The 26,175-nt window shown below is 61.8% G+C and carries 26 protein-coding genes and 3 pseudogenes; 16 read left to right on the top strand and 13 right to left on the bottom strand.

Translation table 11 applies throughout. The annotated features are described in order from the left end of the window. Positions 1–5: 5 nt before the first annotated feature. On the top strand, positions 6–833 hold the full coding sequence (locus VEC01_RS17190; protein WP_324902132.1) for a ferritin-like domain-containing protein: 828 nt from the start codon (positions 6–8) through the stop codon (positions 831–833). A 123-nt stretch (positions 834–956) separates the two neighbouring features. After that, complete coding sequence (locus VEC01_RS17185) at positions 957–1,223, top strand: hypothetical protein (protein ID WP_324902131.1); 267 nt, start codon at positions 957–959, stop codon at positions 1,221–1,223. A gap of 12 nt (positions 1,224–1,235) precedes the next feature. Here VEC01_RS17185 and VEC01_RS17180 read toward each other — a convergent pair whose 3' ends face one another. Then, a complete protein-coding gene (locus tag VEC01_RS17180) occupies positions 1,236–2,924 on the bottom strand; it encodes an acyl-CoA synthetase (RefSeq protein ID WP_324902130.1) in 1,689 nt (562 codons plus the stop codon). 112 nt (positions 2,925–3,036) lie between these two features. Between VEC01_RS17180 and VEC01_RS17175 the strand changes: the two genes are divergently transcribed. The 10 genes from VEC01_RS17175 to VEC01_RS17130 all read left to right on the top strand — a co-directional run bounded on the left by VEC01_RS17175 (position 3,037) and on the right by VEC01_RS17130 (position 12,123). Next, entirely contained in the window at positions 3,037–3,912 is an 876-nt protein-coding gene (locus tag VEC01_RS17175; RefSeq protein WP_324902129.1) for an alpha/beta hydrolase, read from the top strand. Between the two features lie 93 nt (positions 3,913–4,005). Beyond that, positions 4,006–4,842, top strand: a complete 837-nt coding sequence (locus VEC01_RS17170) for a 3',5'-nucleoside bisphosphate phosphatase (RefSeq protein WP_324902167.1) — start codon at positions 4,006–4,008, stop codon at positions 4,840–4,842. Positions 4,843–4,952: 110 nt separating this feature from the next. Next, positions 4,953–5,834 (top strand): protease HtpX, encoded by an 882-nt coding sequence (gene htpX / locus VEC01_RS17165; protein WP_324902128.1) that lies wholly within the window; start codon positions 4,953–4,955, stop codon positions 5,832–5,834. 180 nt (positions 5,835–6,014) lie between these two features. Continuing rightward, positions 6,015–6,638, top strand: a complete 624-nt coding sequence (locus tag VEC01_RS17160) for an L-threonylcarbamoyladenylate synthase (protein ID WP_324902127.1) — start codon at positions 6,015–6,017, stop codon at positions 6,636–6,638. 63 nt (positions 6,639–6,701) lie between these two features. Further along, positions 6,702–7,361: a site-2 protease family protein gene (locus VEC01_RS17155; RefSeq protein ID WP_324902166.1), complete on the top strand. Its 660-nt coding sequence runs from the start codon at positions 6,702–6,704 to the stop codon at positions 7,359–7,361. Between the two features lie 4 nt (positions 7,362–7,365). Then, positions 7,366–8,568 (top strand): tryptophan--tRNA ligase, encoded by a 1,203-nt coding sequence (locus tag VEC01_RS17150; RefSeq protein ID WP_324902126.1) that lies wholly within the window; start codon positions 7,366–7,368, stop codon positions 8,566–8,568. Positions 8,569–8,576: 8 nt separating this feature from the next. Beyond that, a complete protein-coding gene (locus VEC01_RS17145; protein ID WP_324902125.1) occupies positions 8,577–9,146 on the top strand; it encodes a class I SAM-dependent methyltransferase in 570 nt (189 codons plus the stop codon). A gap of 97 nt (positions 9,147–9,243) precedes the next feature. Further along, complete coding sequence (gene dapA, locus VEC01_RS17140; RefSeq protein ID WP_324902124.1) at positions 9,244–10,122, top strand: 4-hydroxy-tetrahydrodipicolinate synthase; 879 nt, start codon at positions 9,244–9,246, stop codon at positions 10,120–10,122. 48 nt (positions 10,123–10,170) lie between these two features. After that, positions 10,171–11,325 (top strand): outer membrane protein assembly factor BamC, encoded by a 1,155-nt coding sequence (bamC, locus tag VEC01_RS17135; protein WP_324902123.1) that lies wholly within the window; start codon positions 10,171–10,173, stop codon positions 11,323–11,325. 12 nt (positions 11,326–11,337) lie between these two features. Further along, complete coding sequence (locus tag VEC01_RS17130) at positions 11,338–12,123, top strand: MBL fold metallo-hydrolase (RefSeq protein WP_324902122.1); 786 nt, start codon at positions 11,338–11,340, stop codon at positions 12,121–12,123. A gap of 72 nt (positions 12,124–12,195) precedes the next feature. On the opposite strand, the gene VEC01_RS17125 is transcribed toward VEC01_RS17130, so the two are convergent. Continuing rightward, a complete protein-coding gene (locus VEC01_RS17125) occupies positions 12,196–12,465 on the bottom strand; it encodes a hypothetical protein (protein WP_324902121.1) in 270 nt (89 codons plus the stop codon). 240 nt (positions 12,466–12,705) lie between these two features. Continuing rightward, positions 12,706–13,827, bottom strand: coding sequence for a cupin domain-containing protein (locus VEC01_RS17120; RefSeq protein ID WP_324902120.1), 1,122 nt, complete (start codon positions 13,825–13,827; stop codon positions 12,706–12,708). 124 nt (positions 13,828–13,951) lie between these two features. Between VEC01_RS17120 and VEC01_RS17115 the strand changes: the two genes are divergently transcribed. Continuing rightward, the gene (locus tag VEC01_RS17115; protein WP_324902119.1) at positions 13,952–14,512 is read left to right on the top strand and encodes a peptidylprolyl isomerase; all 561 of its coding nucleotides are present in this window, start codon (positions 13,952–13,954) and stop codon (positions 14,510–14,512) included. A 106-nt stretch (positions 14,513–14,618) separates the two neighbouring features. On the opposite strand, the gene VEC01_RS17110 is transcribed toward VEC01_RS17115, so the two are convergent. Next, positions 14,619–15,530 carry a hypothetical protein gene (locus VEC01_RS17110; RefSeq protein WP_324902118.1) on the bottom strand — a complete coding sequence of 304 codons (912 nt, stop codon included), beginning with the start codon at positions 15,528–15,530 and terminating at the stop codon, positions 14,619–14,621. 8 nt (positions 15,531–15,538) lie between these two features. Continuing rightward, a complete protein-coding gene (gene mutS, locus VEC01_RS17105; RefSeq protein ID WP_324902117.1) occupies positions 15,539–18,154 on the bottom strand; it encodes a DNA mismatch repair protein MutS in 2,616 nt (871 codons plus the stop codon). A 230-nt stretch (positions 18,155–18,384) separates the two neighbouring features. Between mutS and VEC01_RS20665 the strand changes: the two are divergent. The 3 genes and pseudogenes from VEC01_RS20665 to VEC01_RS17095 all read left to right on the top strand — a co-directional run. Further along, positions 18,385–18,585 (top strand): annotated as a pseudogene (locus VEC01_RS20665) (integrase arm-type DNA-binding domain-containing protein); the annotation flags it as partial. Between the two features lie 207 nt (positions 18,586–18,792). Next, on the top strand, positions 18,793–19,674 hold the full coding sequence (locus tag VEC01_RS17100) for a tyrosine-type recombinase/integrase (RefSeq protein ID WP_414691470.1): 882 nt from the start codon (positions 18,793–18,795) through the stop codon (positions 19,672–19,674). A 70-nt stretch (positions 19,675–19,744) separates the two neighbouring features. Then, complete coding sequence (locus VEC01_RS17095; protein WP_324902115.1) at positions 19,745–21,649, top strand: AAA family ATPase; 1,905 nt, start codon at positions 19,745–19,747, stop codon at positions 21,647–21,649. Between the two features lie 147 nt (positions 21,650–21,796). Here the strand turns inward: VEC01_RS17095 and VEC01_RS17090 are convergent, their stop codons facing one another. The 8 genes and pseudogenes from VEC01_RS17090 to VEC01_RS17065 all read right to left on the bottom strand — a co-directional run. Continuing rightward, positions 21,797–22,015 carry a helix-turn-helix transcriptional regulator gene (locus tag VEC01_RS17090; RefSeq protein WP_324902165.1) on the bottom strand — a complete coding sequence of 73 codons (219 nt, stop codon included), beginning with the start codon at positions 22,013–22,015 and terminating at the stop codon, positions 21,797–21,799. A 21-nt stretch (positions 22,016–22,036) separates the two neighbouring features. Then, a pseudogene (locus VEC01_RS20660) lies at positions 22,037–22,300 on the bottom strand (DNA cytosine methyltransferase); the annotation flags it as partial. A gap of 59 nt (positions 22,301–22,359) precedes the next feature. Beyond that, on the bottom strand, positions 22,360–22,674 hold the full coding sequence (locus tag VEC01_RS20655; RefSeq protein ID WP_414691469.1) for an HNH endonuclease: 315 nt from the start codon (positions 22,672–22,674) through the stop codon (positions 22,360–22,362). Between the two features lie 988 nt (positions 22,675–23,662). Beyond that, positions 23,663–24,310: pseudogene (locus tag VEC01_RS20650) on the bottom strand (DNA cytosine methyltransferase); the annotation flags it as partial. Between the two features lie 17 nt (positions 24,311–24,327). Beyond that, the gene (locus tag VEC01_RS17080) at positions 24,328–24,822 is read right to left on the bottom strand and encodes a hypothetical protein (RefSeq protein WP_324902113.1); all 495 of its coding nucleotides are present in this window, start codon (positions 24,820–24,822) and stop codon (positions 24,328–24,330) included. Further along, positions 24,806–25,075: a hypothetical protein gene (locus VEC01_RS17075; protein WP_324902112.1), complete on the bottom strand. Its 270-nt coding sequence runs from the start codon at positions 25,073–25,075 to the stop codon at positions 24,806–24,808. Before VEC01_RS17075 ends, VEC01_RS17080 begins: the two co-directional genes overlap by 17 nt. Then, positions 25,072–25,269 carry a hypothetical protein gene (locus tag VEC01_RS17070; RefSeq protein ID WP_324902111.1) on the bottom strand — a complete coding sequence of 66 codons (198 nt, stop codon included), beginning with the start codon at positions 25,267–25,269 and terminating at the stop codon, positions 25,072–25,074. Before VEC01_RS17070 ends, VEC01_RS17075 begins: the two co-directional genes overlap by 4 nt. Positions 25,270–25,461: 192 nt before the next feature. Then, positions 25,462–26,175, bottom strand: a 714-nt coding sequence (locus VEC01_RS17065; RefSeq protein ID WP_324902110.1) for a DUF2303 family protein, incomplete at its 5' end; no start/stop codon positions are given.

Below are 26,175 nucleotides of genomic sequence, written 5' to 3'. Positions count from 1 at the left end.
CTCGCATGACCTCAGAGTCCGGCCGGAATTCCATCGCGTCCCCGGAAGTGCGCACCTCCGCCCTGCAGTGCCTGTGCGAGTGCGATGCCGCTTCCAAGACGGCAGCAGTGCAGTCCTTGCACGCGGCCTGGACGGCAGGGGCGATTCCGCTCGATCCTGCGGCTCTCCTGGTTCCCGAAGCGCCGATACCCGGCCGCCCGGCGCGCCCTGAACTCGTGCCGCCGCTGCAGGTAAGGCATCGCTCGATGCGAACCGCGGAAGGGCGCGCCGCAATGATTCACGCGCTCGCGCATATCGAGTTCAATGCGATCAATCTTGCGCTCGATGCGATCTGGCGCTTTCCCCGCATGCCGCGCGACTATTACAGCGACTGGCTGCGCGTGGCGCGGGAAGAGGCCGAGCATTTTTCGCTGCTGGCTGCGCATCTGCATGCGCTCGGCTTCGGTTACGGCGACTTCCCTGCGCATAACAGCCTGTGGGACATGGCGGAAAAAACCGGGGGCGACGTGCTGGCGCGCATGGCGCTGGTGCCGCGCACGCTGGAAGCGCGCGGGCTCGACGCGTCGCCGGCGGTGCGGGCGAAACTGGCGCAGGCGGGCGACGCGGCGGCCGCCGCGATCCTCGACATCATCCTGCGCGACGAAATCGGCCACGTGGCGATCGGCAACCGCTGGTTCGGCTGGCTGTGCGCGGAACGGGGCCTGGAGCCGCTCGCGGCCTATGCGCAGCTTGCGGCCGATTACAAGGCGCCGCCGCTGCGCGGCCCGTTCAACCTTGAAGCGAGGCGCAGAGCCGGTTTCAGCGATGCGGAGCTGGCCGCGCTCGGCTCCTGATTCTCCTTGTACGTTTTGTAACAGTGAGCGGGAAACTTGGACTGCCTGCAAGGGTCTGTTTACCCGTGGCACCGGGCGTGATGTCCGGCGCCGGTTTGGTAACGTGATCAGGGGAGAGCATCCATGTTTCGATCAGCAAAATCCGCAGCGCTGCTGATGGCAGTCGCCGTATTCGCCGGCGTACTTTCCGGCTGCGAGAAGAGGGAGACCACGACCGGCGAAAAAGGGCCGGCCGAGCAGGCGGGCCAGAAGGTCGACCAGGCCGCCTCGCGCGCAGGCGAGGAACTGAACAAGGTGGCGGAAAAGGCCGGCCAGGGGCTGCAGCAGCTCGGCCAAAAACTCCAGAGCGAAGCGGAACAGGCGCAGCAGCAACAACCGAAAAAGGAATGACGCTTTCTTCCGCTAGGCTGCCGGCCCCTGTGCCGCGCGCTCCTGTTCGCGCAGGCGCAGGATGCGGCGCTGCACCTTGCCCGTCGTGGTCATCGGCAGTTCATCGATGAACTCGATTTCCTTCGGATACTCGTAGGGCGCGAGCTTGCCGCGCACATGCGTCTGCAGTTCCGCGATCAGCTTCGCGTCGGCCTCCCTGCCGCGCTCGGTGCCGGATGTCAGCACGATATAGGCCTTCACCACATTGCCGCGTTCCGCATCCGGTTTCGGCACCACCGCAACGTTGGCCACCGCCGGATGTTTCACCAGGCAGTTTTCAATCTCCGAAGGGCCGATCCGGTAACCCGCGGCCTTGAACATGTCGTCTGCGCGGCCCTGGTACCAGAGGTAACCGTCTTCATCCAGGGACGCCAGGTCGCCGGTGCGGCACCAGTCACCGGTGTACTTGTTGCGCGTGGCCTCCGGATTCTTCCAGTATTCAATGAAGAAGATCGGGTCGGGGTGGCCGTGGATGTCGTTCCGGTGCAGCGCGACCTCGCCGGTGTCGCCGGGCTTGACCAGGTTGCCGTCATCGTCGATCACGGCGACGCGGTGCCCCGGATAGGGGCGGCCCATGCTGCCCGGCTTCGCAGGCCACTGGTGCACGCTATTGCCGACGATATAGTTCATCTCGGTTTGCCCGAACATTTCATTCGGCGTCACGCCGAGCGCGTCACGGCACCAGTTGAACACGGTATCCCCGACCGCTTCGCCGGCGCTCATGATCGCGCGCAGCTTCAGATTGAAGCGTTCGCGCGGCGCCGGATACGCCTTCATCATCATCTTCAGCGCGGTCGGAAACAGGAAGGTATTGGTAATGCCGTATTTCTCGAGCAGGTAGAACGCGGTGTCGGGCGAAAAGCGGCCGCGATAGCCGACGATCGGCATGCCGAAGTAGAGCGACGGCAGCAGCGCGTCCATCAGTCCGCCGGTCCATGCCCAGTCCGCCGGCGACCAGAACACGTCGCCGTCCTGCGGAAACCAGTTTTGCGAAGCGACGAAACCGGTCAGGTTGCCGATCATCGCGGAATGCGGGATGAGCGCCCCTTTCGGCGCGCCGGTCGTGCCGCTGGTATAGATCAGCACCGCCGGGTCCTTCGCGAGCGTGCGCACCGGATCGAACGAATCGGCGGCCTTGCCCAGTTCCGTCTGCCAGTCCAGCATGCCGTCCGCCGCGCAGTCGACGCCGATCACGTGCTTCAATGCGGGACAGGCGGCGCGCGCCTGCTGCAGGTTGTCGAAACCGGCCCGGTCGACGATTGCGATCTCGGCTTCGCTGTTCTGCAACCGGTATTCCAGCGCTTCCGGCCCGAACAGGATGGACAGCGGCATCGCCACCGCGCCCACCTGGTAGCACGCCATGTGCGCGACCGCGGTTTCGGTGCGTTGCGGCAGGATGATGGCGATGCGGTCGCCTTTCCTTGCGCCAAGGGCCGCCAGCACATTGGACAGGCGGTTGGCCTGCTCGAAGAGGGCGGCGTAGGTGAGGGTGGCGCTTCGCCCTTCATCGTCCTCATAGTGGATCGCGATGCGCGACTGTTCGCAGGCCCAGCGCCTGCAGCAGACCTCCGCGATATTCAGTTCCTCCGGCACATGCCAGCGGAAATTGTTGTACAGCTCGTCGTATCGATCCGTTTGCGTGTTGCTCTCTGCGGTCGCCATATCCTCTCCACTATAATTACCGAACGCTCGTTCTATAAGTTTGTTTTTATAGCAATCCGCCTATTATGCCGATTTCTGCGCAATCCATTCTTGACCCGATAACGAGAAAACCATGAAAGCGTCATGTTCCGAGTACCTGCCCGTGCGCGGCTTGCAATATCACATCCGCCACTGGGGCGATGGCGATGCACCGAAGCTGTTCATGCTGCATGGATGGATGGATGTGTCGGCTTCCTTCCAGTTCGTGGTGGATTGCCTCCAGCGCGACTGGCATGTGATCGCGCCCGACTGGCGCGGGTTCGGCCCGACGAAAAATCCGGGCGCCGACTGCTACTGGTTCCCGGATTACCTCGGCGACCTCGACGCGATCCTGCAGCATTATTCGCCGGAACAGCCGGTCGACCTGCTCGGCCACAGCATGGGCGGCAATGTGGCCTGCGTGTATGCCGGCGCGCGGCCGCAGCGCGTGCGCAAGCTGGTCAACCTGGAGGGCTTCGGCCTGGCCGCGACCAGGCCGGAGCAGGCCCCCGGGCGCTATGCGAAATGGCTGGACGAGCTGCGCGACCCGCCGCTGATGCGCGCCTATGCAAGCCGGGAAGAGGTGAAGGCGCGGCTGCGCAAGAACAATCCGCGCCTGACCGACGAACGAGCGGATTTCCTGTCGCGCCATTGGGCCGCCGAGAATGCACAGGGGGAATGGGAAATCCTGGGAGATCCGGCGCACAAGCTGGTTAATCCCAACCTTTACCGCATCGAGGAAGTGCTGGCGTGCTGGCAGGAGATCACCGCGCCGGTGCTGTGGGTGGAGGCGGATGACACCGAAGCGTGGCGCTGGATGGGGGCGAAGGAAACGGCGCGGGTCGAGATCGACCGGCGTATCACCTTCATCCGGGACGTGCAGACCGCGTCGATCGCCGATGCCGGCCATATGTTGCATCACGACCAGCCGGAAGCCCTGGCAACACTGATCGAACAATTCCTCGCCTGACCCGGGATCGCCTGCATTTTCCGGATGTCGAAGTGCTGCACGGCGCCCATGCGCGCTACAATAGTTGCACCTGATTCCACGCTCCGGTTCCGCATGCTCAACGTCGACCTTCACTGTCATTCCAATGTATCCGATGGCGCACTTGCGCCGGCGGAAGTTGCCGCGCGCGCGAAGGCGGGCAGCGTGGACGTATGGGCGTTGACCGACCACGATGAAATTGGCGGCATCGCCGAGGCGCGCGAAGCGGCGGCCGCGCTGGGAATGCGTTACGTGACCGGCGTGGAAATATCGGTGACGTGGGCGGGGCGCACGATCCATGTGGTCGGCCTGCGGTTCGACGAGAACAACCGCGACCTGGCGGAAGGCCTGAAGCGAACCCGCTGCGGCCGGGAGCAGCGCGCGCACGAGATGGCCGCGCAGCTCGCCGCCGTCGGAATTCCGGACGCGTTCGAAGGGGCGCTCAAGCACGTGGGCAATCCTGACCTGATTTCAAGAACGCATTTTGCGCGCTACATCATTGAAACCGGCGCTTGCAAGGATGTGCAGGAAGTCTTTGCCAACTACCTGATCGAAGGCAAACCCGGCTATGTGCCGCATCGCTGGGCAACGCTGCGCGACGCGGTTTCCTGGATCCGCGGCGCCGGCGGGATCGCCGTGGTGGCGCACCCCGGCCGCTATGATCTCTCCGACCTGGAACTCGACGCCTTGCTGTCCGAGTTCAAGCAGCTTGGCGGTGCCGGTGTGGAAGTCGTCACCGGCAGCCATACCGTCGACGAATATGCCCGCTTCGCGCGGATCGCGCAGCAGTACGGCTTGCTCGCATCCCGCGGTTCCGACTTCCACGCGCCGGGCGAGTCGCAGACCGAACTCGGGGCATTGCCGGCGCTGCCGCCCAATCTGACCCCTGTCTGGCACGACTGGGCGGTATAAGCGCTCAGCCCGGGTTTTCCTGCGCAACGTGCTTGCGTTTGTGGCATCATTCGCCACTTGAATTTCCCTGCATTAAACCCAATCTTGGCCTACAAACAAGGAGGCTTTGCATGAAACGTATCGTACTTTTCCTGGCGACCAATCTTGCCGTCATGCTGGTGATGTCGGTTGTGCTGTCCTTGCTGGGCGTCAACCGGTACCTGACCGCGAACGGGCTGAACATGGGCGCGTTGATGGTGTATTCGCTGGTGGTCGGCTTCACAGGCGCCATCATTTCGCTGCTCATGAGCAAGCAGATGGCGAAATGGTCCACCGGCGCGCATGTGATCGACGCGCCGTCGACCTCGACCGAACTGTGGCTGGTCGATACCGTGAGAAAGCTCGCCGAACGTGCCGGCATCGGCATGCCGGAGGTGGCCATCTATGAAGGCGAACCGAATGCATTCGCGACCGGCGCCTTCAAGGATTCCGCGCTGGTGGCAGTGTCGACCGGACTGCTGGAGAGCATGACGCGCGACGAGGTCGAAGCGGTGCTCGGCCACGAGATCGCGCACGTCGCCAACGGCGACATGGTGACCCTGACCCTGATCCAGGGCGTGGTGAATACCTTCGTGGTATTCCTTGCGCGCGTGGTCGGGTACATGATCGACAAGACGGTGTTCCGCAACAACGAGGACCGCGGCCCGGGCATCGGCTACATGGTCACGGTATTCGTCTGCGAAATCGTGTTCGGCATCCTCGCGTCCATCATCGTCGCCTGGTTCTCGCGCTATCGGGAGTTCCGTGCCGACGCCGGTTCGGCCAGGCTGCTCGGCACCCCGCAGCCGATGGTCAAGGCGCTGGCGCGCCTCGGCGGCATGGAAGCGCCGGAAAGCATGCCGCAGAACTTCAGGGCATTCGGCATCAATGGCGGCCGTTCCGGATTTGCGGCGCTCTTCTCCAGCCATCCGCCGATCGAGGAGCGCATCGCTGCGCTGCGCGGACTGAGCTGAATGACATTTTTTCATTGCAACGGCGGTCGTGACAGACCGCCGTTTTTTTGTTCCGGCCACAGCTAAAGCTGCTTAACCTGCTGCGCAAGTCAGCCTTCACTGAGACTTCGTTTTAGTTTCGGCCGCAGCGGCGCTGCTTAACTTGCTGCGCAAGTCAGCCTTCACTGAGACTTCGTTTTCATGAGCCAATTTTTTCAGATCCATCCCGAAAACCCGCAGTTGCGCCTGGTCCGCCAGGCGGCGCAAATCATCCATGGCGGCGGCATCGTCGCGCTGCCCACCGATTCCTGCTACGCGCTGGTCTGCCATCTGGACGACAAGGCCGCAGTGGAGCGCTTGCGCCGCATCCGCGGCGTGGACGACAAGCACCACCTGACGCTGCTGTGCCGTGACTTGAGCGAGATCGCGCAATATGCGCGGGTCGACAATCGCCAGTACCGGATGCTGAAGGCGGCTACCCCCGGCCCCTATACCTTTATCCTCGAAGCGACCAGGGAAGTGCCGCGGCGCCTGAGCCACCCGTCGCGCAAGACGATCGGCCTGCGGGTGCCGGAAAACACGATTGCGCATGCGCTGCTGGAAGAGCTGGGCCAGCCGCTGCTCGGCACGACGCTGATCCTGCCCGGTGAAAGCGAACCCCTGACCGACCCGGAAGACGTGCGCAGCCGTCTGGAACGCCAGATCGAGTGCGTGATCGACGGCGGCGCCTGCAGCCTGGAGCCGACCACCGTGATCGACCTGACGGACAGCGAGCCGGTTCTCGTGAGGCAAGGCCGCGGCGACGCCGCGATGTTCGGCCTGTGAGTGATTCACGCCAGCGCGGGCCGCATCCGGCTCGCGCCACCCCCCTCTGATAAAATCCCCGCCATGGATCAAATTATTCAAACGATTGCCGTCCTGGCAATTCCGGTGATCTTTGCGATCACGCTGCACGAAGCCGCCCACGCGTATGCCGCACGCTACTTTGGCGATGCGACCGCCTACCTGCAGGGGCGCATGAGCCTCAACCCCGTGAAGCATATCGACCCGCTCGGCACGATCCTGATCCCGGTGCTGCTGTATTGGGCCAGTTCCGGTTCCTTTTTCTTCGGCTACGCGAAGCCGGTTCCGGTGGATTGGAGCAACCTGCGCAAACCCAAGCGCGACATGGCCTGGGTCGCTCTCGCGGGGCCGGGGGCGAACGTGGTGATGGCGCTGATGTGGATGCTGATGGCGATCTCGCTGCGCGTGCTGAACATCAACGAGCCGTTCTTCGCGAACATGGCGGCCGCGGGTGTCTGGTTCAACCTGCTGCTGTTCGCCTTCAACCTGTTTCCGGTTCCGCCGCTTGACGGCGGCCGGGTGCTGACGAGCATGCTGCCCAACAGGATGGCGTATCGTTTCGCGCAGCTCGAGCCCTACGGATTTTTCATCGTGATCGGCCTGGCCGTCATGAATCTGCTGCAATACTGGGTGACGCCGGTACGGACCCTCGCCCAGACCGCGTTGCTCGTCATCGTTTCTCCCTTGACCTTCTTACTGAACTGACACTATGTTTCCCGATCGCGTAGTTTCCGGCATGCGCCCCACCGGTGCGATGCACCTCGGCCACTATCATGGCGCGCTCAAGAACTGGATCAAGATGCAGTCCGAACTGCCTTGCCTGTTCTTCGTCGCCGACTGGCATGCGCTGACGACGCATTACGACGACCCGAGCATCATCGAATCCAGCACCTGGGACATGGTGATCGACTGGCTCGCCGCCGGCATCGACCCGTCGCAGGCGACGCTGTTCATCCAGTCCAAGGTGCCCGAGCATGCCGAGCTGCACCTGCTGCTGTCGATGGCGACGCCGCTCGGCTGGCTGGAGCGGGTGCCGACCTACAAGGATCAGCAGGAAAAGCTGGCCGATCGCGACCTGGCCACCTACGGCTTCCTCGGCTACCCGCTGCTGCAGGCGGCCGACGTGCTGATCTATCGCGCCAGCCTGGTGCCGGTGGGCGAGGACCAGGTGCCGCACATCGAAATGATGCGCGAGCTGGCGCGCCGCTTCAACCACCTGTACGGCAGGGAGAAGGGCTTCGAGGAAAAGGCGCAGGAGGCGATCAAGAAGCTTGGCAGCAAGCGTGCGCGCATGTACACGGAATTGCGCAACGCGTTCCAGGAGCAGGGCAATGCCGATGCGCTGGAACAGGCCAGGGCGATGCTGGACGAAACCCAGAACCTGTCGATGATCGACCGCGAACGCCTGTTCGGCTACCTCGAAGGCAGCCGCAAGATCATCCTGGTGGAACCGCAGGCGCGCCTGACCGAAGCGTCCCGCATGCCGGGCCTGGACGGGCAGAAAATGTCCAAGAGCTACGGCAACGCAATCAGCCTGCGCGAAGACCGCGATACCGTGACCAAGAAAGTGCGGACCATGCCGACCGACCCGGCGCGCGTGCGGCGCACCGACCCGGGCGACCCGGAAAAGTGCCCGGTGTGGCAGCTGCACCAGGTCTACTCCGACCAGGACACCAAGGACTGGGTGATGAAGGGATGCCGCTCCGCCGGTATCGGCTGCCTCGAGTGCAAGCAGCCAGTGGTCGACGGCATCCTGAAGGAGCAGGAGCCGATGCGTGAGCGCGCGCAGCAGTACCTGGACGATCCGTCGCTGGTCCGCGCGATCGTCGCCGATGGTTGCGACAAGGCGCGCAAGCTGGCGCAGGAAACCATGCGCGACGTGCGCGAGGCGATGGGTCTGAGCTACAGCTGACGTTCGCCGTGTCCGATCTGCTGCCTCCTCATCCGCCAACCGATGCGCCTTCCGCCTGGGTGGCGCGCTTCGCGCCGCTGATCCCGTCAGGCGAGGTGCTCGACCTTGCCTGCGGCGGCGGACGGCACGCGCGCCTGCTTGCCGCACTCGGGCGCGCGGTGCTCGCGATCGACCGCGATACGGCGGCGCTTGCAATGGCGGCGGGGCAGGGCATCACTACCCGGCAGGTCGACCTCGAAGCCGAGGGCGCGGTCTGGCCGTTCGAGCAAAACCGCTTTGCCGGCATCGTCGTGACCAATTACCTGCACCGGCCGCTGTTCCCCCATCTCGTACGCAGCCTTGCTGCAGGCGGCGTGCTGATCTACGAAACCTTCGCGCAGGGGAATGAGCAATTTGGCAAGCCCTCCAACCCGGCTTTCCTGTTGCGTCACGGGGAACTGCTCGGACTGGCGTCGATGGTGGATGGATTGCACGTCGTCGCGTATGAAGACGGCTTTGTCGGCGTCCCGCGGCCGGCAATGGTCCAGCGAATCTGCCTGCTCAAGGCCGGCGCGCCGGCGGAAGCGCGCCTGGCGTGACGCCCGAATGTGAACCCCGAATGCACCCGGTATTGCCCCACGGGACCGGGCTATCCGCTACAATCAACGTTTTATCTCTTTAGCCATTCACACCATCATGATCCAGGGCAGCATAGTCGCCATTGTCACCCCCATGCATGCTGACGGCAGTCTCGACCTGCCGGGGCTGCGCAAACTGATCGACTGGCACATCGCCGAAGGCACCGACGGCATCGTCATCGTCGGCACCACCGGCGAGTCGCCGACGGTCTCGGTCGAAGAGCATTGCGAGCTGATCAAGGTCGCGGTGGAGCACGTCGCCAAGCGCATCCCGGTGATTGCCGGCACGGGCGGCAATTCGACTATCGAAGCGATCGAACTGACGCAGTATGCGAAGAACGTCGGCGCCGATGCATCCCTGCTCGTCGTACCGTATTACAACCGGCCGACCCAGGAAGGCATGTACCAGCACTTCCGGAAGATCGCCGAATCGGTAGACCTGCCGGCGATCCTGTACAACGTGCCCGGCCGCACCGTCGCCGACATGGCGAATGAGACCATCCTGCGCCTGGCGCAGGTGCCGGGTATCGTCGGGGTCAAGGATGCGACCGGCAATATCGCGCGCGGCAGCGACCTGATCCGCCTGGCGCCGAAGTCCTTCGCCGTCTACTCCGGCGACGACCCGACTGCGATGGCGCTCATGTTCTGCGGCGCCAGGGGCAATATCTCGGTCACCGCGAATGTTGCGCCGCGCGGCATGCACGAACTCTGCGCGGCCGCCATGGCAGGCCGCGTGGCCGAAGCGGTAGCCATCAACAACAAGCTCCTGCCGCTGCATAACAAGTTGTTCGTGGAACCGAACCCGGTACCGGTGAAGTGGGCGATGGCCGAGATGGGCTTGATCCCGCCGGGCATCCGCCTGCCGCTGGTGCCGCTGGGAGAAGGCTATCGCGAGACCGTGCGCGCGGCTTTGCGCGAATCCGGTGTATTACAATAAGCGCCGCCTTCCGGGCAGACCAGCAGATTTCACCTCATCAGCAACGACATGACTATTCGCAAGAACACCCGTATCGCTCAACGTGGACTTATTCTCGGGCTGGCCGTTGCCGGCCTGGCCGGCTGCAGCTCGCTCGGATCGGTGCTGGAGCCGGGCCGCGTCGAGTACAAGAGCGCCGGCAAGGCGCCGTCGCTGGAGGTGCCGCCGGACCTGACCCAGCTGCAGCGGGAAAACCGCTATGCGATTCCGGAAGCGACCCGGGGTAGTGCCACCGCGTCCAGCTACAACCAGCAGCAGGTTACGCGCCCGGTAGTGCCGGCGGCCTCTTCCGTTGCCGTAAGCGCCGCGACGGACATCCGCATCGAACGCAACGGCAACCAGCGCTGGCTGGTCGTCAAGCAGCCGCCCGAGGCGCTTTGGCCGCAGATCAAGGACTTCTGGCAGGATTCCGGATTCCTGGTCAGCTATGAGCAGCCGCAGGCCGGCATCATGGAAACCGACTGGGCGGAGAACCGCGCGAAAATCCCGCAGGATTTCATTCGCAACACCATCGGCAAGGCGCTCGACGCGCTCTACTCGACCGGCGAACGCGACAAGTTCCGAACCCGCCTCGAGCGTACCGCGGACGGCACGACCGAGATCTACATCAGCCATCGCGGCATGCAGGAAGTGCTGGTCGGCCAGCAGAAGGATTCGACCGTGTGGACGCCGCGTGCGGCCGATCCCGAACTCGAGGCCGAATTCCTGTCGCGCCTGATGTCCCGCCTCGGCGTGGAAACGACGCGTGCAAGGACAACCGTCGAAAGCGTTGCGGCGCAACCGTCGCGCGCCAAGCTGGTCAAAGGCACCAGCGGCGGCTTTGTCGAAGTGGATGAAGGCTTTGACCGCGCATGGCGGCGCGTCGGCCTCGCGCTCGACCGCGTCGGCTTCACCGTCGAAGACCGCGACCGTGCGCAGGGCTTGTACTATGTCCGTTATGTCGATCCGGACCAGGATCAAAAGAAGGCCGCAGACAAGGGCTTCTTGTCGAAACTGTTCTCCTTCGGCTCCGATGACAAGGCAAAATCGGCGCAGCGTTACCGCATTGCGGTGAAGTCGGTTGGCGCGGCCAGCCAGGTCAGCGTGCTCAACAGCGATGGCCGCGCGGAATCGTCGCAGATTGCCGACAGGATCCTGTCGCTGTTGAACGAGCAACTCAAGTAATCGAATCAGCTATTGAAATTTGCCAGTCTTGGAAGCGGCAGTGAAGGAAATGCGCTTCTGATCTCCACCGCATCCGGCACGACACGCACCACCGTCATGCTGGATTGCGGGTTCGCGATACGCGAGACCGAACGGCGCCTGCAAAGAGCAGGACTGGCGCCAACCGAGCTCGCCGGCATCGTCGTCACCCATGAGCACCAGGACCACGTCGGCGGCGTCTTCAAGTTCGCGCGTCGGCATCGCGTCCCGGTCTGGCTTACCTTCGGCACCTACCAAGCAGTGCGCCACGATTGTGAAGGCGTGGACATTTCTTTCTGCCGGGACGGCGCCAGCTTCGCGATACAGGACCTCTTATTCACGCCCTACACCGTTCCGCACGACGCGCGGGAACCGGTCCAGTATGTCGCAAGCGACAAGCGCTTCCGCCTCGGCGTGCTGACCGACGCCGGACAGGCGACCTCCCACCTGATCGCCGCCCTCGGCGGCTGCGATGCTTTGGTTTTGGAGTGCAATCACGATCGCCAGATGCTCGCGAATTCCTCCTATCCCCCGTCGCTCAAGCGCCGTATCGGCGGCGACTACGGGCATCTTGCGAACGAAACGACGGCGGAAATCCTCGCGGCACTGGACAAATCCCGCCTGAAAACCGTCGTCGGCGCGCATCTCTCCCAGCAGAACAACACGCCCGAACTCGCGCGCAAGGCATTATGCGGCGTGGTCGAGAAAGAGGGTATCGAGGTGATGATTGCCTGCCAGGCGGAAGGATTCGACTGGGTCGACCTGGCGGCGGGTGGGTAAAGAGCGCGGTTTCCTCGCGCGGAAAACAAAAAAGCCGACCAGATGGTCGGCTTTTTTGCGAGTAACCGTGGATTACTTCGATGCAGCCGGAGCAGCAGCAGCCGGAGCGGAAGCTTCAGCGGAAGCAGCCGGAGCAGCAGCAGCCGGTGCAGCAGCGTCAGCGGAAGCAGCCGGAGCAGCAGCAGTAGCGTCAGCGGAAGCAGCCGGAGCAGCAGCAGCCGGTGCGGAGGCTTCCGGAGCAGCAGCAGCCGGAGCAGCAGCCGGAGCAGCAGCTTCTTCCTTCTTGCCGCAAGCAGCCAGGGCAACAGCCAGCAGGGATGCAATCAACAGAGTCTTTTTCATGGATTTCCCTTCAAAATTTATTATAAAAAATTATGCGATGAATAATTACCGGTAATTATCGCTCTATATAGGCGCCCTCTTCATGCCACGGATGTTGCAGTGCGGCACTCCAAAAACTCCTAGCCCGAGATTATAGCGAGTTTTTTTACAACAGAGCATGCGTCGTTTTCTTATGGGTAAGGAATTTGTAAGAAATTACTACAAAAAGGCAATCCCTTCTTTTCTGATTCGTCCGCGGACTCAGGCAAGCTGCAGCCATCCATCCTGATACCACGCGTGCAGCGTTTCCTGCACGTCCGGGGATGCGGCAGCAACGCCTGCCGCGTCGAGCCGGCGCAGATCCGCCAGCGGCACCAACGCGGCGCGGTCCGCGCGTCCGGCGACGAAAGACTCGCCGTTAATGAACACATGCCTGCCGGCATACATCATGCGCGTTTTGCGTGACAACGCGACGCCACGCTTGCCAGCGGTCTGGATGAAACGGGCAAGCGACAAGGGACGCTCGGGCGGATCGAAAAAGACAGTGGGTTTCGGCTCTGACAGGTATTCGCCGAGGAAAATGGCGACGTCGTCCTTGCTGGGCCGAATCTTGTCGAGCTGGGCTGCCACTTGCGCCAGCATTGCGCTTCCGATTTCTGCCGGCCGCCGTGTCGCTTCAAGCTCCGGGTCGGCGTAGTGGCCTGGCAGGTCGACCGATTCGGCCATGAAATGCAGGAAGCCTTCCCCGAGTTCCTGGAAGGATGGCGTGCGGAAGCCGACCGAATAGGTCATGCACTCGCCCACGGCAATGCCGTCATGCGCGAATTGCGGCGGCAGGTACAGCATGTCGCCAGGTTCGAGGATGAATTCCTGCTCCGGCGTGAAGTTTTTCAAGATCTTGAGCGGCATGCCTTCGACCAGAGTGCGGTCGGTATTGGCGCCGATGCGCCACAACCGCTTGCCATGCGCCTGCAGCAGGAAAACATCATAGGCGTCGAAATGCGGGCCGACCCCGCCGCCATCGGTCGCGTAACTGATCATCAGGTCGTCGAGCCTGGCATCCGGAATGAAACGGAACTGCTGCATCAGCTGGTCGGCGCCGTCGTGATGCAGGTTGACGCCCTGCACCAGCGTGGTCCAGCGCTTCTTCGTCGCAGCCGGCAGCTGCGCGAAGGGGCCATGCTGGATCTGCCAGCGCGAACCGAAATGCGTGACCAGGCGGGATTCGACATCGTCCCGCGTCGTCATTTCCCACAACGCTTCGCGGGAAAGCAGGGGAGTGAATCCGGGGATCGCCTGGCGTATCAGCAAGGGTTTCTTGTGCCAGTAGTCGCGAAGGAATTGCTGCGGCGTGAGTCCGCCAAGGAGGGGGAGTTTTTTCATCTTCATATTTATATAGGCACGGCTATTGCTGTTAAGCTAAGAAGACCAGGCAGAAAATAGCCATGGTGGCAAGGGAAGGCGGACGATTATAATCTCGCGACAAGCTGACACGAAAGGACGGAGCATGAAGATTGCCAAGAACACCGTTGTGACGGTGCACTACAAACTCTCGGACGCGCAGGGCAATCTGATTGAGGAGAGCCGGGAGCCGATGGTCTACCTGCATGGCGGCTATGAGAATACGCTGCCGAAGATCGAAGAGGCGCTGGAGGGCAAGGACGTCGGTTATGAAACCACGATCCAGGTCGAGCCGGATGACGCCTTCGGCGAATACGACCCGAACCTGATCAAGATCGAGCCGCGCAACCGCTTGCCGGAGCCGGTCGAGGTCGGCATGCAATTCGAAGGGACGCCGGACGACGCCGAGGGCGGGCAGGAATCGCTGATCTTCACCGTCACGGATATCGCCGACGACCAGGTCGTCCTGGATGGCAACCATCCTCTTGCCGGCATGGCATTGCGTTTCACGCTGAGCGTCGCCGAGGTACGTGGTGCGACCGAGGAGGAGATTGCGCACGAACATGTGCATGGCGCCCACGGCCATCATCATGATGAGGATGATGCCGGCGGTGACGGGCCGGAAGCCGAGGACGGCGATCACTTCCGCAGCCACCCGTTGCACTGAAGTTCCGGCTTCATGCAGGGATTACACGGGCCGCGTCATTACTACATGGTGACGCCGTGGCCCGGATGTGTCCTGCGCAGCACGAGCCGGGCGGCTCGCGCCATGTCTAGCGGTGGCGGTTTTCCACCTGCTGCGGGAAAGGCTCGAGGGTAAATAATGCGGGGCCGGACGGTTTGACCGTCACCTTCATCCATGCCGGCGCCGCCAGCAGTTCCCCAAGGTTGCCTTGCCAGTAAATCCGCGGTCCGGTGTTGTCCTGGCCTCCCGATGCATGGACAAGCAAGACTTTCCCGGGAAATTTTGTCGCCAGGCCAAGAATCAGCTTGCGCGTTTCCGCGAAACCGTCCCTGCCTTGCGCATTCGGCGCCGACAGCGGGTTGGCATCGCTGAACAGCACGACTGCCTTGAACTTCCCCTGTTGCGCAAGCGTGAAGACGCGGTTGAGCCAATTGCGGTTTGCGACCAGCCTGTCCTCGAATTCACTATTTCGTCCGGCGTCGGGCAGGTAGTGGTTGTTGTCGCTTGGAAGATTCACTGTTGCGAACATGATCCCGTCGATCGTCCAGCGCGCGTTCTCGGCAAAACCGCGGAACTTGGCGATGGTGGACTGGCGCGCCAGCGCGATCTTGTCGGCGCCAAGTGAAAAACTATCTGCGAAGTACAGGTCGCGCAGCCGGTTGAGCTTGGCCAGCGCATCCGATTTGCCGACCTCGGTGCGGCACTCCGCCCAGTCGCTCGCCGTCAGCGACAGGATCAGCGCATGCTGCGAGTCCTGCAGCACTTCCTTTCTTTGCTGATAGAGGTTGTCCGTGCAAGGCTCGCGACCGGCCTTCAATCCGTGGACGACGACAAATGCAAGGTTTTCCGCGTCGGTTTCCTTGATGGTGTTTCCGAGGTTGCTGTCGACATCCGTCCGCGGCAATGCATGCGCAACCACGCCGAAGCTGAATGCATCGAACGCGTGCGCCATAGGAAGCCCCTGCATCAGGGCGACGCATAGCAGCATTGACTGCAACATGACGTTTTTCATTGCTGGTCGAGCAAGGCCCTCAGCCGGTACAAGGCGTCAAGCGCCTCCCGGGGCGTCATCGCATCCGGGTCGATTTCCGCAAGCGCATCCCTTACCGCTGTGACCGCCGCATCCGGACCGCGTTCGTGCTCTTCTTCCTCGACAAGTGCGGCCGGGGGAGATGCAAACAGGTCGAATTGCGGGGTTGACTGCACGGAATGGGCTTCCAGCACAGCAAGGTGTCTGCGGGCCGCCCTGATCACGGGTTGCGGTACGCCCGCCAGCTGCGCCACCTGGAGGCCATAGCTTTGGGACGCCGGGCCGGGTTGCACCGCATGCAGGAACACAATGCTGTCCTTGTGCTCCACCGCCGACAGGTGCACGTTCGCCGCCGCCGGATGCGTTTCCGGCAACTGGGTCAGCTCGAAGTAATGAGTTGCGAACAGCGTGAAGCTGCGCGTCGTGTCGATCAAATGGCGGGCGATCGCCCAGGCCAGGGCGAGGCCGTCGAAGGTCGATGTGCCGCGCCCGACCTCGTCCATCAGCACCAGCGAATGCTCGGTCGCGCCATTCAGGATGGCCGCTGATTCCGTCATCTCCACCATGAAGGTGGAACGGCCACCGGCAAGATCGTCCGCGGCGCCGATGCGGGTGAAGATGCGGTCGATGGGACCGATGGTTGCGCGGGTGGCGGGCACAAAGCTGCCGACATAGGCCAGCAGCGTAATGAGGGCGACCTGGCGCATGAAGGTCGACTTGCCGCCCATGTTCGGGCCGGTGATCAGCAGCAGCCGGCGCTCGTTGTTCAACTCGCAGTCGTTCGCGATGAAGCGTTCGATCTGGTTTTCAACCACCGGATGGCGACCCTGCTCGATCAGGATGGCCGGCTCCGGCACCAGGTGCGGCGCGGACCAGTTGTTGCGCATCGCGTGGTCGGCCAGCGCGACCAGCGTATCCAGCTGCGCGAGCGCATGGGCGATGGATTGCAGCGTGCCGATGTGGGGCGCCAGGTCGGCCAGTATTTTCTCGTAGAGGAATTTCTCCCGGCTCAGCGCGCGCTCCTGCGCGGACAGTGCCTTGTCTTCGAAGGCTTTCAGTTCCGGCGTGATGTAGCGTTCCGCATTCTTCAGCGTCTGGCGGCGGCGATAATCGTCCGGCACCTTGTCGGTCTGTCCGTGCGTGACCTCGATATAGAAGCCGTGCACCTTGTTGTACTCGACCCGCAGGTTGGCGATGCCGGTGCGCGCCCGTTCGCGGACCTCGAGGTCGACCAGGAACTGGCCGGCGTTTTCCGACAGCGCGCGCAGTTCATCCAGCTCCGCATCGAAGCCGCGAGCGATCACGCCGCCGTCGCGCACCATCGCGGCCGGCTCGAGCGCGATGCCGCGTTCCAGCAGCTCCAGGCATTCCGACGGCGTCGCCAGCGCGTCGTGAATGGCTCTCAGCAGCGGCGCATCCGCATCCTTGTTGCACACCGCGACGTAGGCGCGCAGTGAGGGCAGCTGCTGCAGGCCGGCGCGCAGGCCGGCCAGATCGCGCGGACGGGCGGAAAGCAGCGCAATGCGGGTGGTGATGCGTTCAATATCCGGCACCGCAGCCAGCGTCGCTGACAGGCCGGAGGCGGCATCGGCGCGCATCAGCGCGTTCAGTGCCGCATGCCGCGCCTTCGCCACTTCCTGGTCGCGCCGGGGATGGTGCAGCCAGTGGCGCAGCAGGCGTGATCCCATCGCGGTACGGCAGTGATCAAGTTGTGAGAACAGGGTAGGGGCGGCGCCGTTCCCTTCCTGCCCGCGGATGGTTTCCGTCAGTTCCAGGTTGCGGCGGGTGGACGCATCGAGGCCGATGAATTCATTTTCCGATTCGACAGCAAGCGTGCGCACATGCTGCAGGCCCTTGCCCTGCGTCGACTGTGCGTAGCGCAGCAGCGCGCCGGCCGCACCGATCGCCGCAGCCAGGCTATCAGCGCCGAAGCCGCTCAACGTTGCCACGGCAAGCTGTTCCAGCAGCGCCTTCTTGCCGGCGTTGAGGTCGAAGTGCCAGTCCGGCACGGTCGTGCATTTGCCGTTGGCCGGAAGGACAGGAAGGGATGCAGTTTGTTCGGTCAGCAGGATTTCGGCGGGCGCGATGCGTTCAAGCTCCTGCTTGAGCCGCGCCTCGAGGGCCTTGGCATCGCCGCTGAATTCCATCACGCGCAGCGCGCCGCTTGCCATCGCCAGCCATGCGAGGCCGACGCTCATCGTCTTGCGCTGAGTGACGATGTGCAGCGCCAGCAGCGGTCGTTCGGATTTTTCCGGCAGCAGGTCGGAGTCGGTCAGTGTGCCCGGCGTGACCACGCGCACCACCTTGCGCTCGACCGGCCCCTTGCTGGTTGCCGGATCGCCGATCTGCTCGCAGATTGCCACCGACTCGCCGAGCTTGATCAGCTTCGCGAGATACTGTTCCACCGAGTGGAAAGGCACGCCCGCCATCTTGATCGGTGTGCCGTTCGACGCGCCGCGCTGGGTGAGGGTGATGCCAAGCAGGCGCGCGGCCTTTTCGGCATCGTCGAAGAACAGCTCGTAGAAATCGCCCATGCGGTAGAACACCAGCATGTCCGGATAGTCGGCCTTGATGCGCAGATACTGCTGCATCATCGGGGTGTGGCGTGAAATATCCGCCTCTCCAAGGCCTTGTTTTTTCTCGGAAATTTTTGTAAGTGCTTGATTGCTCACTTCTTTCGCCTGACCTGTATTTTCTTCGTTCTACCCGCAACACCCTGCGTCACCCCGTGACACTCCACAAATCAGCGTAGTTTTTAAAGCAGTGATTTGAAAAGTTACGCTACAATTTCCCGCGTCTGCAAAAAGTTACGCCGGGAGGGGTGATGAATTTCGATGCGCGGGAAGCGAAGCTGTTGCCGTCGGGTGCACACATTACCATTGATGACGCCCCCGGGCTACGTCTGGAAGCGACGAATACCACGAAGGCCTGGACCTACCGATACAAGAGCCCGATCGACCAGCGCATGCGGCAGGTGAAGATCGGCGAGTGGCCGGCCATGTCGCCGGCGAAGGCGATCGTGGAGTGGGAGGGGTTGTCGCAGGCGCGGAAAAACGGGCGGGACCCGGCACTAGAGCGGCGCAACGCGCGGGTCGAGGAGCGTGCCGCCGTCGAGAAGCAGCGGGAAGAGAAGCGCAATGCCACCTTCACAGTGCGAAAGGTGTGCGACCTCTACCTGGATGGCTATATCGACCGGCACCGCAAGCCGAAGGGCGCAAAGGAGGTTCGACGGATGTTCGATAAGATGCTCGGCGACCATGCCCACCGGCCGGCGGCCACATATGCGCGGGCTGACGCGTTCGAGCTGTTGGAGAGTCATTTCGACCATCCCGTCCAATGTACAAAGTTGCGGACCGAACTTGCGGCCGCGTGGGACTATTCAATCGACGCTGGTAAGCTGCCGGAGACAACACCGAACTGGTGGCGCCAGATCCTGAGAGGGAAGGTGCGCAGCCAGGGCAAGGCGATCGCCGGCGAGAAGATCGGCACCGCAAAGCGCCACCTGTCCGAGCAGGAGCTGCGAGACCTCTTCGCCTGGCTGCCGAACTTCAGCCGGACAATCGAGGACGTGCTCACCCTGTACTCGTGGACGTGCACGCGCGGCTCTGAAATCTGCGCCATGGAGGCGAAAGAGATAACCGAGGAGGTCGACGGCCTGTGGTGGACGATACCGAAGGCCAAGACCAAGAACGCACGGCACGTCAACGCGACGGACCTGCGCGTGCCGCTAATTGGGCGGGCCGAGCAGATTGTGCGGCGGCGCCTTCCGCTTGCAAGGAATGGATACCTGTTCCCGGCGACAGCCGGCGAGGTCGAGCACGTGCAACAGAAGACGATTCAGACCGCAGTCTGGTATCACATGCCGTATTCCGAGACGCGGAAGGAACAGCTGCGGCCTCGACTCACCGTCACGCATTGGGCACCGCATGACCTGCGCCGCACCTCGCGCACCTTGCTGGCGGCGATTGGTTGCCCTGATTCTGTGGCTGAGGCGATTCTCGGACACATGCAGCCAGGCGTGAAGGGAGTTTATAACCGCCACTCCTACGACAAGGAGCGGCGGGAGTGGCTGAGCAAGCTAGCACAAAAGCTTGAAGCTTTGATCCGCCTATAAAGATCTTAACTAAATGCGTTTTCTTCGCGCTACCATTTGGTCTTAATGCAAATACCTTTGTGAGCCGACGATGCGCATTACCTCTTTATCATTTGACCAGTCCATTTTGGCCAATTATCCGCAGTTTGGTTTCAATGAACGCGTTTCGATGTCGAAGCTTGGAAAGGTGGTACTTCTTGCCGGTGCAAATGGAAGTGGCAAGACACGACTACTTAATCTTATAGCTGCTATTGGCCATGACAGACAAAACATTAAAATTGCTGAGTATCGCCGTTCAGTCGAAGTTGAAACTAAGTTTCTGGACATGCACAAGGGGCGCGGATATCCGGCGGCAATGCAGGCGGAAATTGATGCGCACGAGCGGCGGCTAAGCGAGTCTTCGGCGGTGCTGAAACGTTGGTCCGCAGTTGGCACATACCCAGAAGACGCAGCGGTTAATCCCGTCTTCTTCCTTCCTGATATTGCTCGCCTTCGCCATCCGAACGCGCAGACAGAAGGAAGCTTGCAGGAATATGCGAGGTCGGCTACGAACCTCGGGCTGACTCAAGCTGAATTCACCGTGCCCTGCTACGTTAAGTACATCCTTCGTACAGCACGAAATGCTGAGTTCGAAATATACAAGGCTCGTGCCACACCGGAACACTATGTAGAAGTAGAGAATGGCGAGGCGTTACAGCAACTAGTTTGTGAGCTTCTTGGAGCCGCCGCTAAACCAAAGCTGGAAACAAGTGAGCAAGTGAGCTTGTTTGGGCGAACCGACTACACCGATACATTGAGTTCTGGTCAAAAGGTTCTGCTGATGCTCGCAACGGCGCTCCATGCTCAAGGTGCGGCACTTGAAGATGCACTCATTTTCCTCGACGAGCCGGAAAATCATCTGCATCCGGCCGTGCTGGCCGAAGTTATTGATCTTCTTTCTGAGAAGGTGGTCAACGGACAAATTTGGATTGCAACACACTCTGTTCCGCTCATTGCTAGGCTCGCATATGCGGACCCCGGGTGCGTCTGGTACGTCAAAGATTCCAAGTTGGCTAAGGCGGGAAAACAACCTGAGGTTGTACTGCAGGGGTTGCTTGGGGCTGAGGAAGAAATTGCAAAGCTTCGTGACTTCACTGACTTACCGTCGAAGCTCGCATCCAATCGCTTTACATCTGAGTGCCTATTGCCCCCGGTTACAGTGGCGCCGGCACCAGGGGACACCCAGCAAGCGCAGATGGCGCGTATATTGCACTCGAGGAAAAAGGGGGAGAAGCTTAAGGTCTTGGACTTCGGGGCAGGGCAGGGCCGTCTCCTTGCGGCACTACTGGAGGCTGGGAACGATGTAGCAAATTCATACGACTACCTTGCCTACGATCTTATTGGAGAACAAAATCAGCGATGCAGGGCCGTCATCGAGGAGGTGTACGGAACATCTGAGAAAAGATTCTATACAGACCTAATCGCATTGCGCGAAGACCACGCCGACGGTGTTGACGTGGTCGTTATGTGCAACGTCCTCCACGAAATTAATCCAAACAAATGGCTGGTCGAGTTCGGTCCCGAATCAAGCGTTCAACGTCTTATGCGGGAAAATGGAGCGCTGTTAGTAGTGGAGGATCAACGAATCCCCGTGGGCGAGGCGGCCCACGAGCATGGCTTCTTAGTCCTCGATACGCTACAATTTTATGACTTATTTTGCGTTAAAGAAGTCGACATTGATAACGAAAAGTATCTAGTAGACGACGCTAGGAAAGAGAGTGAATCCCAAAAGGGACGTCTAAAGGCTCATTTGTTTTCTAAGTCCCTTATTGCAAGACTTACTCCTGAAACGCGAATTGCGGCCATTTCCTCCCTCAAATCGATTGCAGCAGAACATATCCGTCGGTTGCGACGAGAGACGCCAAGCTTTTCGAATGGTCAGCTATTTGCCTTTTGGACGGCGCAGTTCGCGAATGCTTCTCTCTGGCTCCAAGAGAACGCAAGGCAAGCTGATTGACATGACAACGGAGGCGGACGCTGGATACTAAGGACCGTCCGCCCGAGCAACCTTTCGATGATGCTCTGATGACAAATAGGCCTGCAATCAGATCTCAAGCTTTAAAACGAACACGGGAGCGGTGCTCAGTCGAACTGCAGAGGTTGTTCATGCATTCCGCTTTCCCGTATGCTGGGGCGGGGGGAGGTTCGAGACAGGCCGATTCTCTGCCCACTCTTCGATTTCACGGACAAGCCAGGCTACTCGTCGCCCCGATAGTTGCCGCGGCGCCGGAAACTCCCCTTCGCGGATCATCCGTTGGATAGTGGTTTCGCCGAGTGAAACGACTGCAGACACGTCGGGAAGATCGATGTAAATCGGTTTCATTACTGCGGACATTTAGCCTCCCTATGCTGCTTTCTGCACCGACCGTTCGTGTGCGAAGTTTGCTTCAACAAGCGCCTTCGCCATAGGCGGGCAGACGCTGTTGCCAATCATGCGGACCTGCGACGACTTCGGAAGCGGCTTGCCATTCACGACGGGGTCCAGGATGTAGCTGTCTGGGAAGCCCTGTGCGCGCGCTAGCTCGCGCGGCGTGAGCATCCGCATGCCGATGTCGACGATCGCGTATTCCTCGCCGCGAATGGTGACCAGGCCGATGCGGTCCTTTGTGGTGACTGTAGGAAGGGGTTTTTCGAGGCCCGGGTTTTGATCTGTTCTGTAGTAGGAAATCAGGAACGCTTTGACGCGCTCTGCACCGCACGGAATGCTGTAGACTGTGAAATGCCCAGGCGCTTCGCGATCGCGCTGTAGGAAAGGCCCTGTGTCCTGAGGGTGTGCGCTTCCTCGGCATGTTTCGCCACTATGGGCCGTATTGCCGGCTCGCGGAGCTTCATTTGATACGCATGCAGATGATTCTGGCTCCGTGTTGCCAATTCGAGGTTGGCCGGATTGTTGTTGGTCTTGTCGCCGTCCATGTGATTCAGGTCCGTTCCTTCCGGTATTTCGCCCCTGAACAGCGTCCAGACCGCCCTGTGGGCAAGCATTAAGTATTGCTTCCCATCCAGTGCCACCTTGATACCTAAGTATCCGTTCTTCAGGTTGCACTCCGCTCGCCGGCGGGAGACCGGCGTGATGTGCCCGTAGCGATTCAAATTCGCCAGCTTCCAGGCAGCGCCGTTCGAGTCGACCTCGATCAGTCCCAGCTCGATTGCCTTCTTGATCGCTTGCATTGCATTCATGTGTGGTCTCCTTACGCATAAGTGTAGCGCGTACGACTGCAGTATCCGCCTTGCTGGTGATCGTCGCCGCCGGTTCGCCGGCGTCACGCGGGCGAGATTGCCCGGCCCGGCCGCCGCAGCCGACCAGCTGGGCGGTGACAATGGAGTGGTGGTCGGTTGCGGTAACGGTTCCGGTCGGGGCGTCCGCCGGGATTCCAACGACGCCGCCGTAGTGCTTCGCGAGGAAGGCGGTCACTACGCCCATGGCGTGCGCGGCGCCCGCCGGGCGCTGGCATTCTCCGCCGGCCGTGATCGTGTGGAGCGGTTCGTCCGCACCGCTGCCGACGCTATTTGCGCGGAACTTCGTGATGTGCGCGGCGACCAACGCATGGTGCCCGCCCTTGACCTGCGCGCAGATCGTCCGCAGCGGCTCGTCCGCGGGCATGCAGCGCGGCGACGAGGCGTTCGCATGCTCGGTCATAACCGGGGCGAAGATCGGCTGCACCAGTGCGCGGTGATTCTCCGTCGTAAGCGTGCCGAAAGGCTTGGCGATGTCAGCCGGCTTGCCGCCGTAAATCGGGCCGCCGGCGCCAACAATGAACGGATCTGCGCTGTTCACTACGTATTTCATGATGCCCTTGGCGATCCGGCGCAGCGTGGCATCCTTCAGCGGGCGCTTGCGTTCGAAGATGGACGGGCAGGGAATCGACCAGTCGATGCATTCTGCAGCGGTTCGCCACGGTTGCAGCTTGCCTTTCCTGACGGCCTCGCTCTTCGGGTCGCCATGGGTTGCCGCCGGCCAGACAATCGGACGGCCGTCGCGGCGCGCGACAAGGAACAGTCGTTTGCGGATCGTCGGCGTTCCGAAGTCGCAGGCGCGCAGCACCTTCCATTCAACCTGGTAGCCGAGACCCTTGTGCAGGCGCTCGATGGGGAAGTCATGCCCCAGCACGGTGTAGATTTCCTCGAGGTCCGGGTGGTCGGCAGGAATGCCGGTCGTCAGCACACCGATGAACGCGCGGAAGGTGCGCCCCTTCTCGGCCTTGATTGGCTTGTTGTCGTCGCCGACTGGCCCCCAGTCCTGGAACTCCTCGACGTTCTCCAGCATGATCACGCGCGGTGCCTGAAAGGTTGCCCACTTCAGCGTCACCCAGGCGAGCCCGCGGATCTTCTTGTCGACGGGCTTGCTGCCCTTGGCCTTGCTGAAGTGTTTGCAGTCCGGGCTGAACCAGGCTAGGCCAATCGGCAACTGGCGCGTAACGAAGCCTGGATGCACAGCAAAGACGTCTTCCGTGTAGTGCGCGGCCGTCGGGTGGTTTGCCGTGTGCATGGCGAGTGCTTCGCCGTCATGGTTGATTGCAATATCGATCTCGCGCCCCAGGCCGAGCGCAATCCCTGTAGAAGCTCCCCCGCCCCCGGCGAAGTTGTCGATCGCCAGCTCGTGGCCAAGCGGCAATTGCATGGTGAAAACGTCCCGTTTCATGCTGGCTCCCGTTCCTTAAATTGCATGCCGGCGCGGATCCGCCGCCACATTTCCTTGATTGCTGCCTCGACCTCGCCCTTCGTGGCGATTTCGAGCTGGGCGCGGTGGAGGTCTTCCATCGCGTAGAGGGCGTTGCAGCCGTCGCCGTCGAGGCCCCATTTCCCCGTGCGCGCCTGGCGGTCCTTGATGTGCTGGACGGCTGCCATGCCCTGGTAAATGATTTGCTCGTACTCGTCGCCGAAGCCCATGTCAGCGAGGACGCGTGTCACGTTGACCGCGTACACCAGCTTCTCGAAGTGCTTGAACTCGGCGCGGCCGGACAGGAACGCGTCGATGGCGGCGTAGTAGTCGGTCAGAACCTCGGTCTGCTGTTCGTCCGACAGCGGCTCCCGATTAACCAGGCGGCCGGCCAGTACGGCTAGTCCGCCATAGACGGCCGTCCCGCGCGGGCGGTAGACCTTGTTGCGCTTTGGTTTAATGCGGCGTGCCATTTCGAACCTTCCGAAAATGGTTGCGGTAGAAGTACATGCTGCAGACGATGCCGAGCGGGCCGCCGAGCAGGTAGGCGCCGTAGTCCCATCCGGTCTGCGCGTGCACGATCTGGAGCGCGCCGAGCTGTCCAAGCGAGATCAGCAGGCTGTTGCAGAAGGCACCCATGTAGTGCCCGTTGTTCACGAACTGGGATTGCAGCCCCAGCGCGAACACCAGGCTGAACGTGCTGACCAGTAGGAGCACGGCATTCATGCTGCGACGGCTTCCGCCTGCAGATTGACGAGAGGAACGCACTGGGTCATGCCGCTGAGTGCATGGTCGACCTCGACGACGGCGAAGCCTTGCGCGTTGCCAATGTCCTTTTGCACGCCGACGACGACGCCGCGCTGCGGGCCGTATTCGCTGTCGAACTCGACGCGCATGCCTACGGTGATTTCTGTTTTCATGGTGCTTGTCCTTCCAATGTTCGGTGTGGTGCCGGTACGTTTCCCGCCCGCCGGCTCCGGGAGTGCTGTTCTGCTTGAGACCAACACGCATGCTGACTGCCTCGGGCTGTTCAATTCCTTCGCAACTTTCTCAGGGTCGCTAAGACAATCAGCATGCGTGTTGGAGCCGGGTTGCCCCGGCTGCCAAGCGGTTTAGTTGGAGAAGGGATTGCCGAAGAAGAACGGACTGCCGGTCTTCTCGCGGATGGTGTCGATGATGGTCTTGGTCGCCGCCTCAAGCGTCTTGTCCTTGCGGATCAGCTCGTACCAGAACGTCAGCTTCCCGTCGCGTACGCGGTAGCGCAGGCGCGCCTCGATGCGGTAGGCGTCGCCATTCCAGAACACCGGGATGCCGATCGCGAAGCGGTCGAACATCTGCATCTTCTCGATGGTCTGCTGGTCGTCATCCTGGACGAACTGCATCTGCACGCCGCCGCTCTGCAGGCGGATCGCGCTCTTGAAGCGCATGTCCTGCTTGGCCTCGAAGGAAATCGCCATTTCGAGCATTTGCGCGCCGCTGGGCAGCGTGTCGTCGCCGGCGATGTCCTTCAGGTTGTTGTCGATAAAGTTGGCGAACTCGGCCTGGCCGAAGGGCTTCTCGTTGCCGCCGGCCCAGCGCTTCCATTCCTCGCTGAACTCGGGCGAGAACGTCGCAGTGTGGTCACGCCACGCCGCCTTGTAGTCGGCGTCGCCGTGATCGTTGATGATCGCGCGGAAGTCGACCGTGCCTGCCTTGTAGTCGGCCTTGCACCAGATCGTGCTGTCGGTCAGCGATCCGTGGCGTTTGATGTAGTCGATGAAACTGTCGGTGTCGAGCAGGTCAACCTTTGCGCGCTTACGCCGGGGCGCGGCGAGCAGCTTCTCGTC

Source organism: Noviherbaspirillum sp. (assembly GCF_035627455.1).
Taxonomy (GTDB): domain Bacteria; phylum Pseudomonadota; class Gammaproteobacteria; order Burkholderiales; family Burkholderiaceae_D; genus Noviherbaspirillum.
Note: the sequence above shows the minus strand (reverse complement) of the source record. Positions and strands in the feature narration are given on the sequence as shown.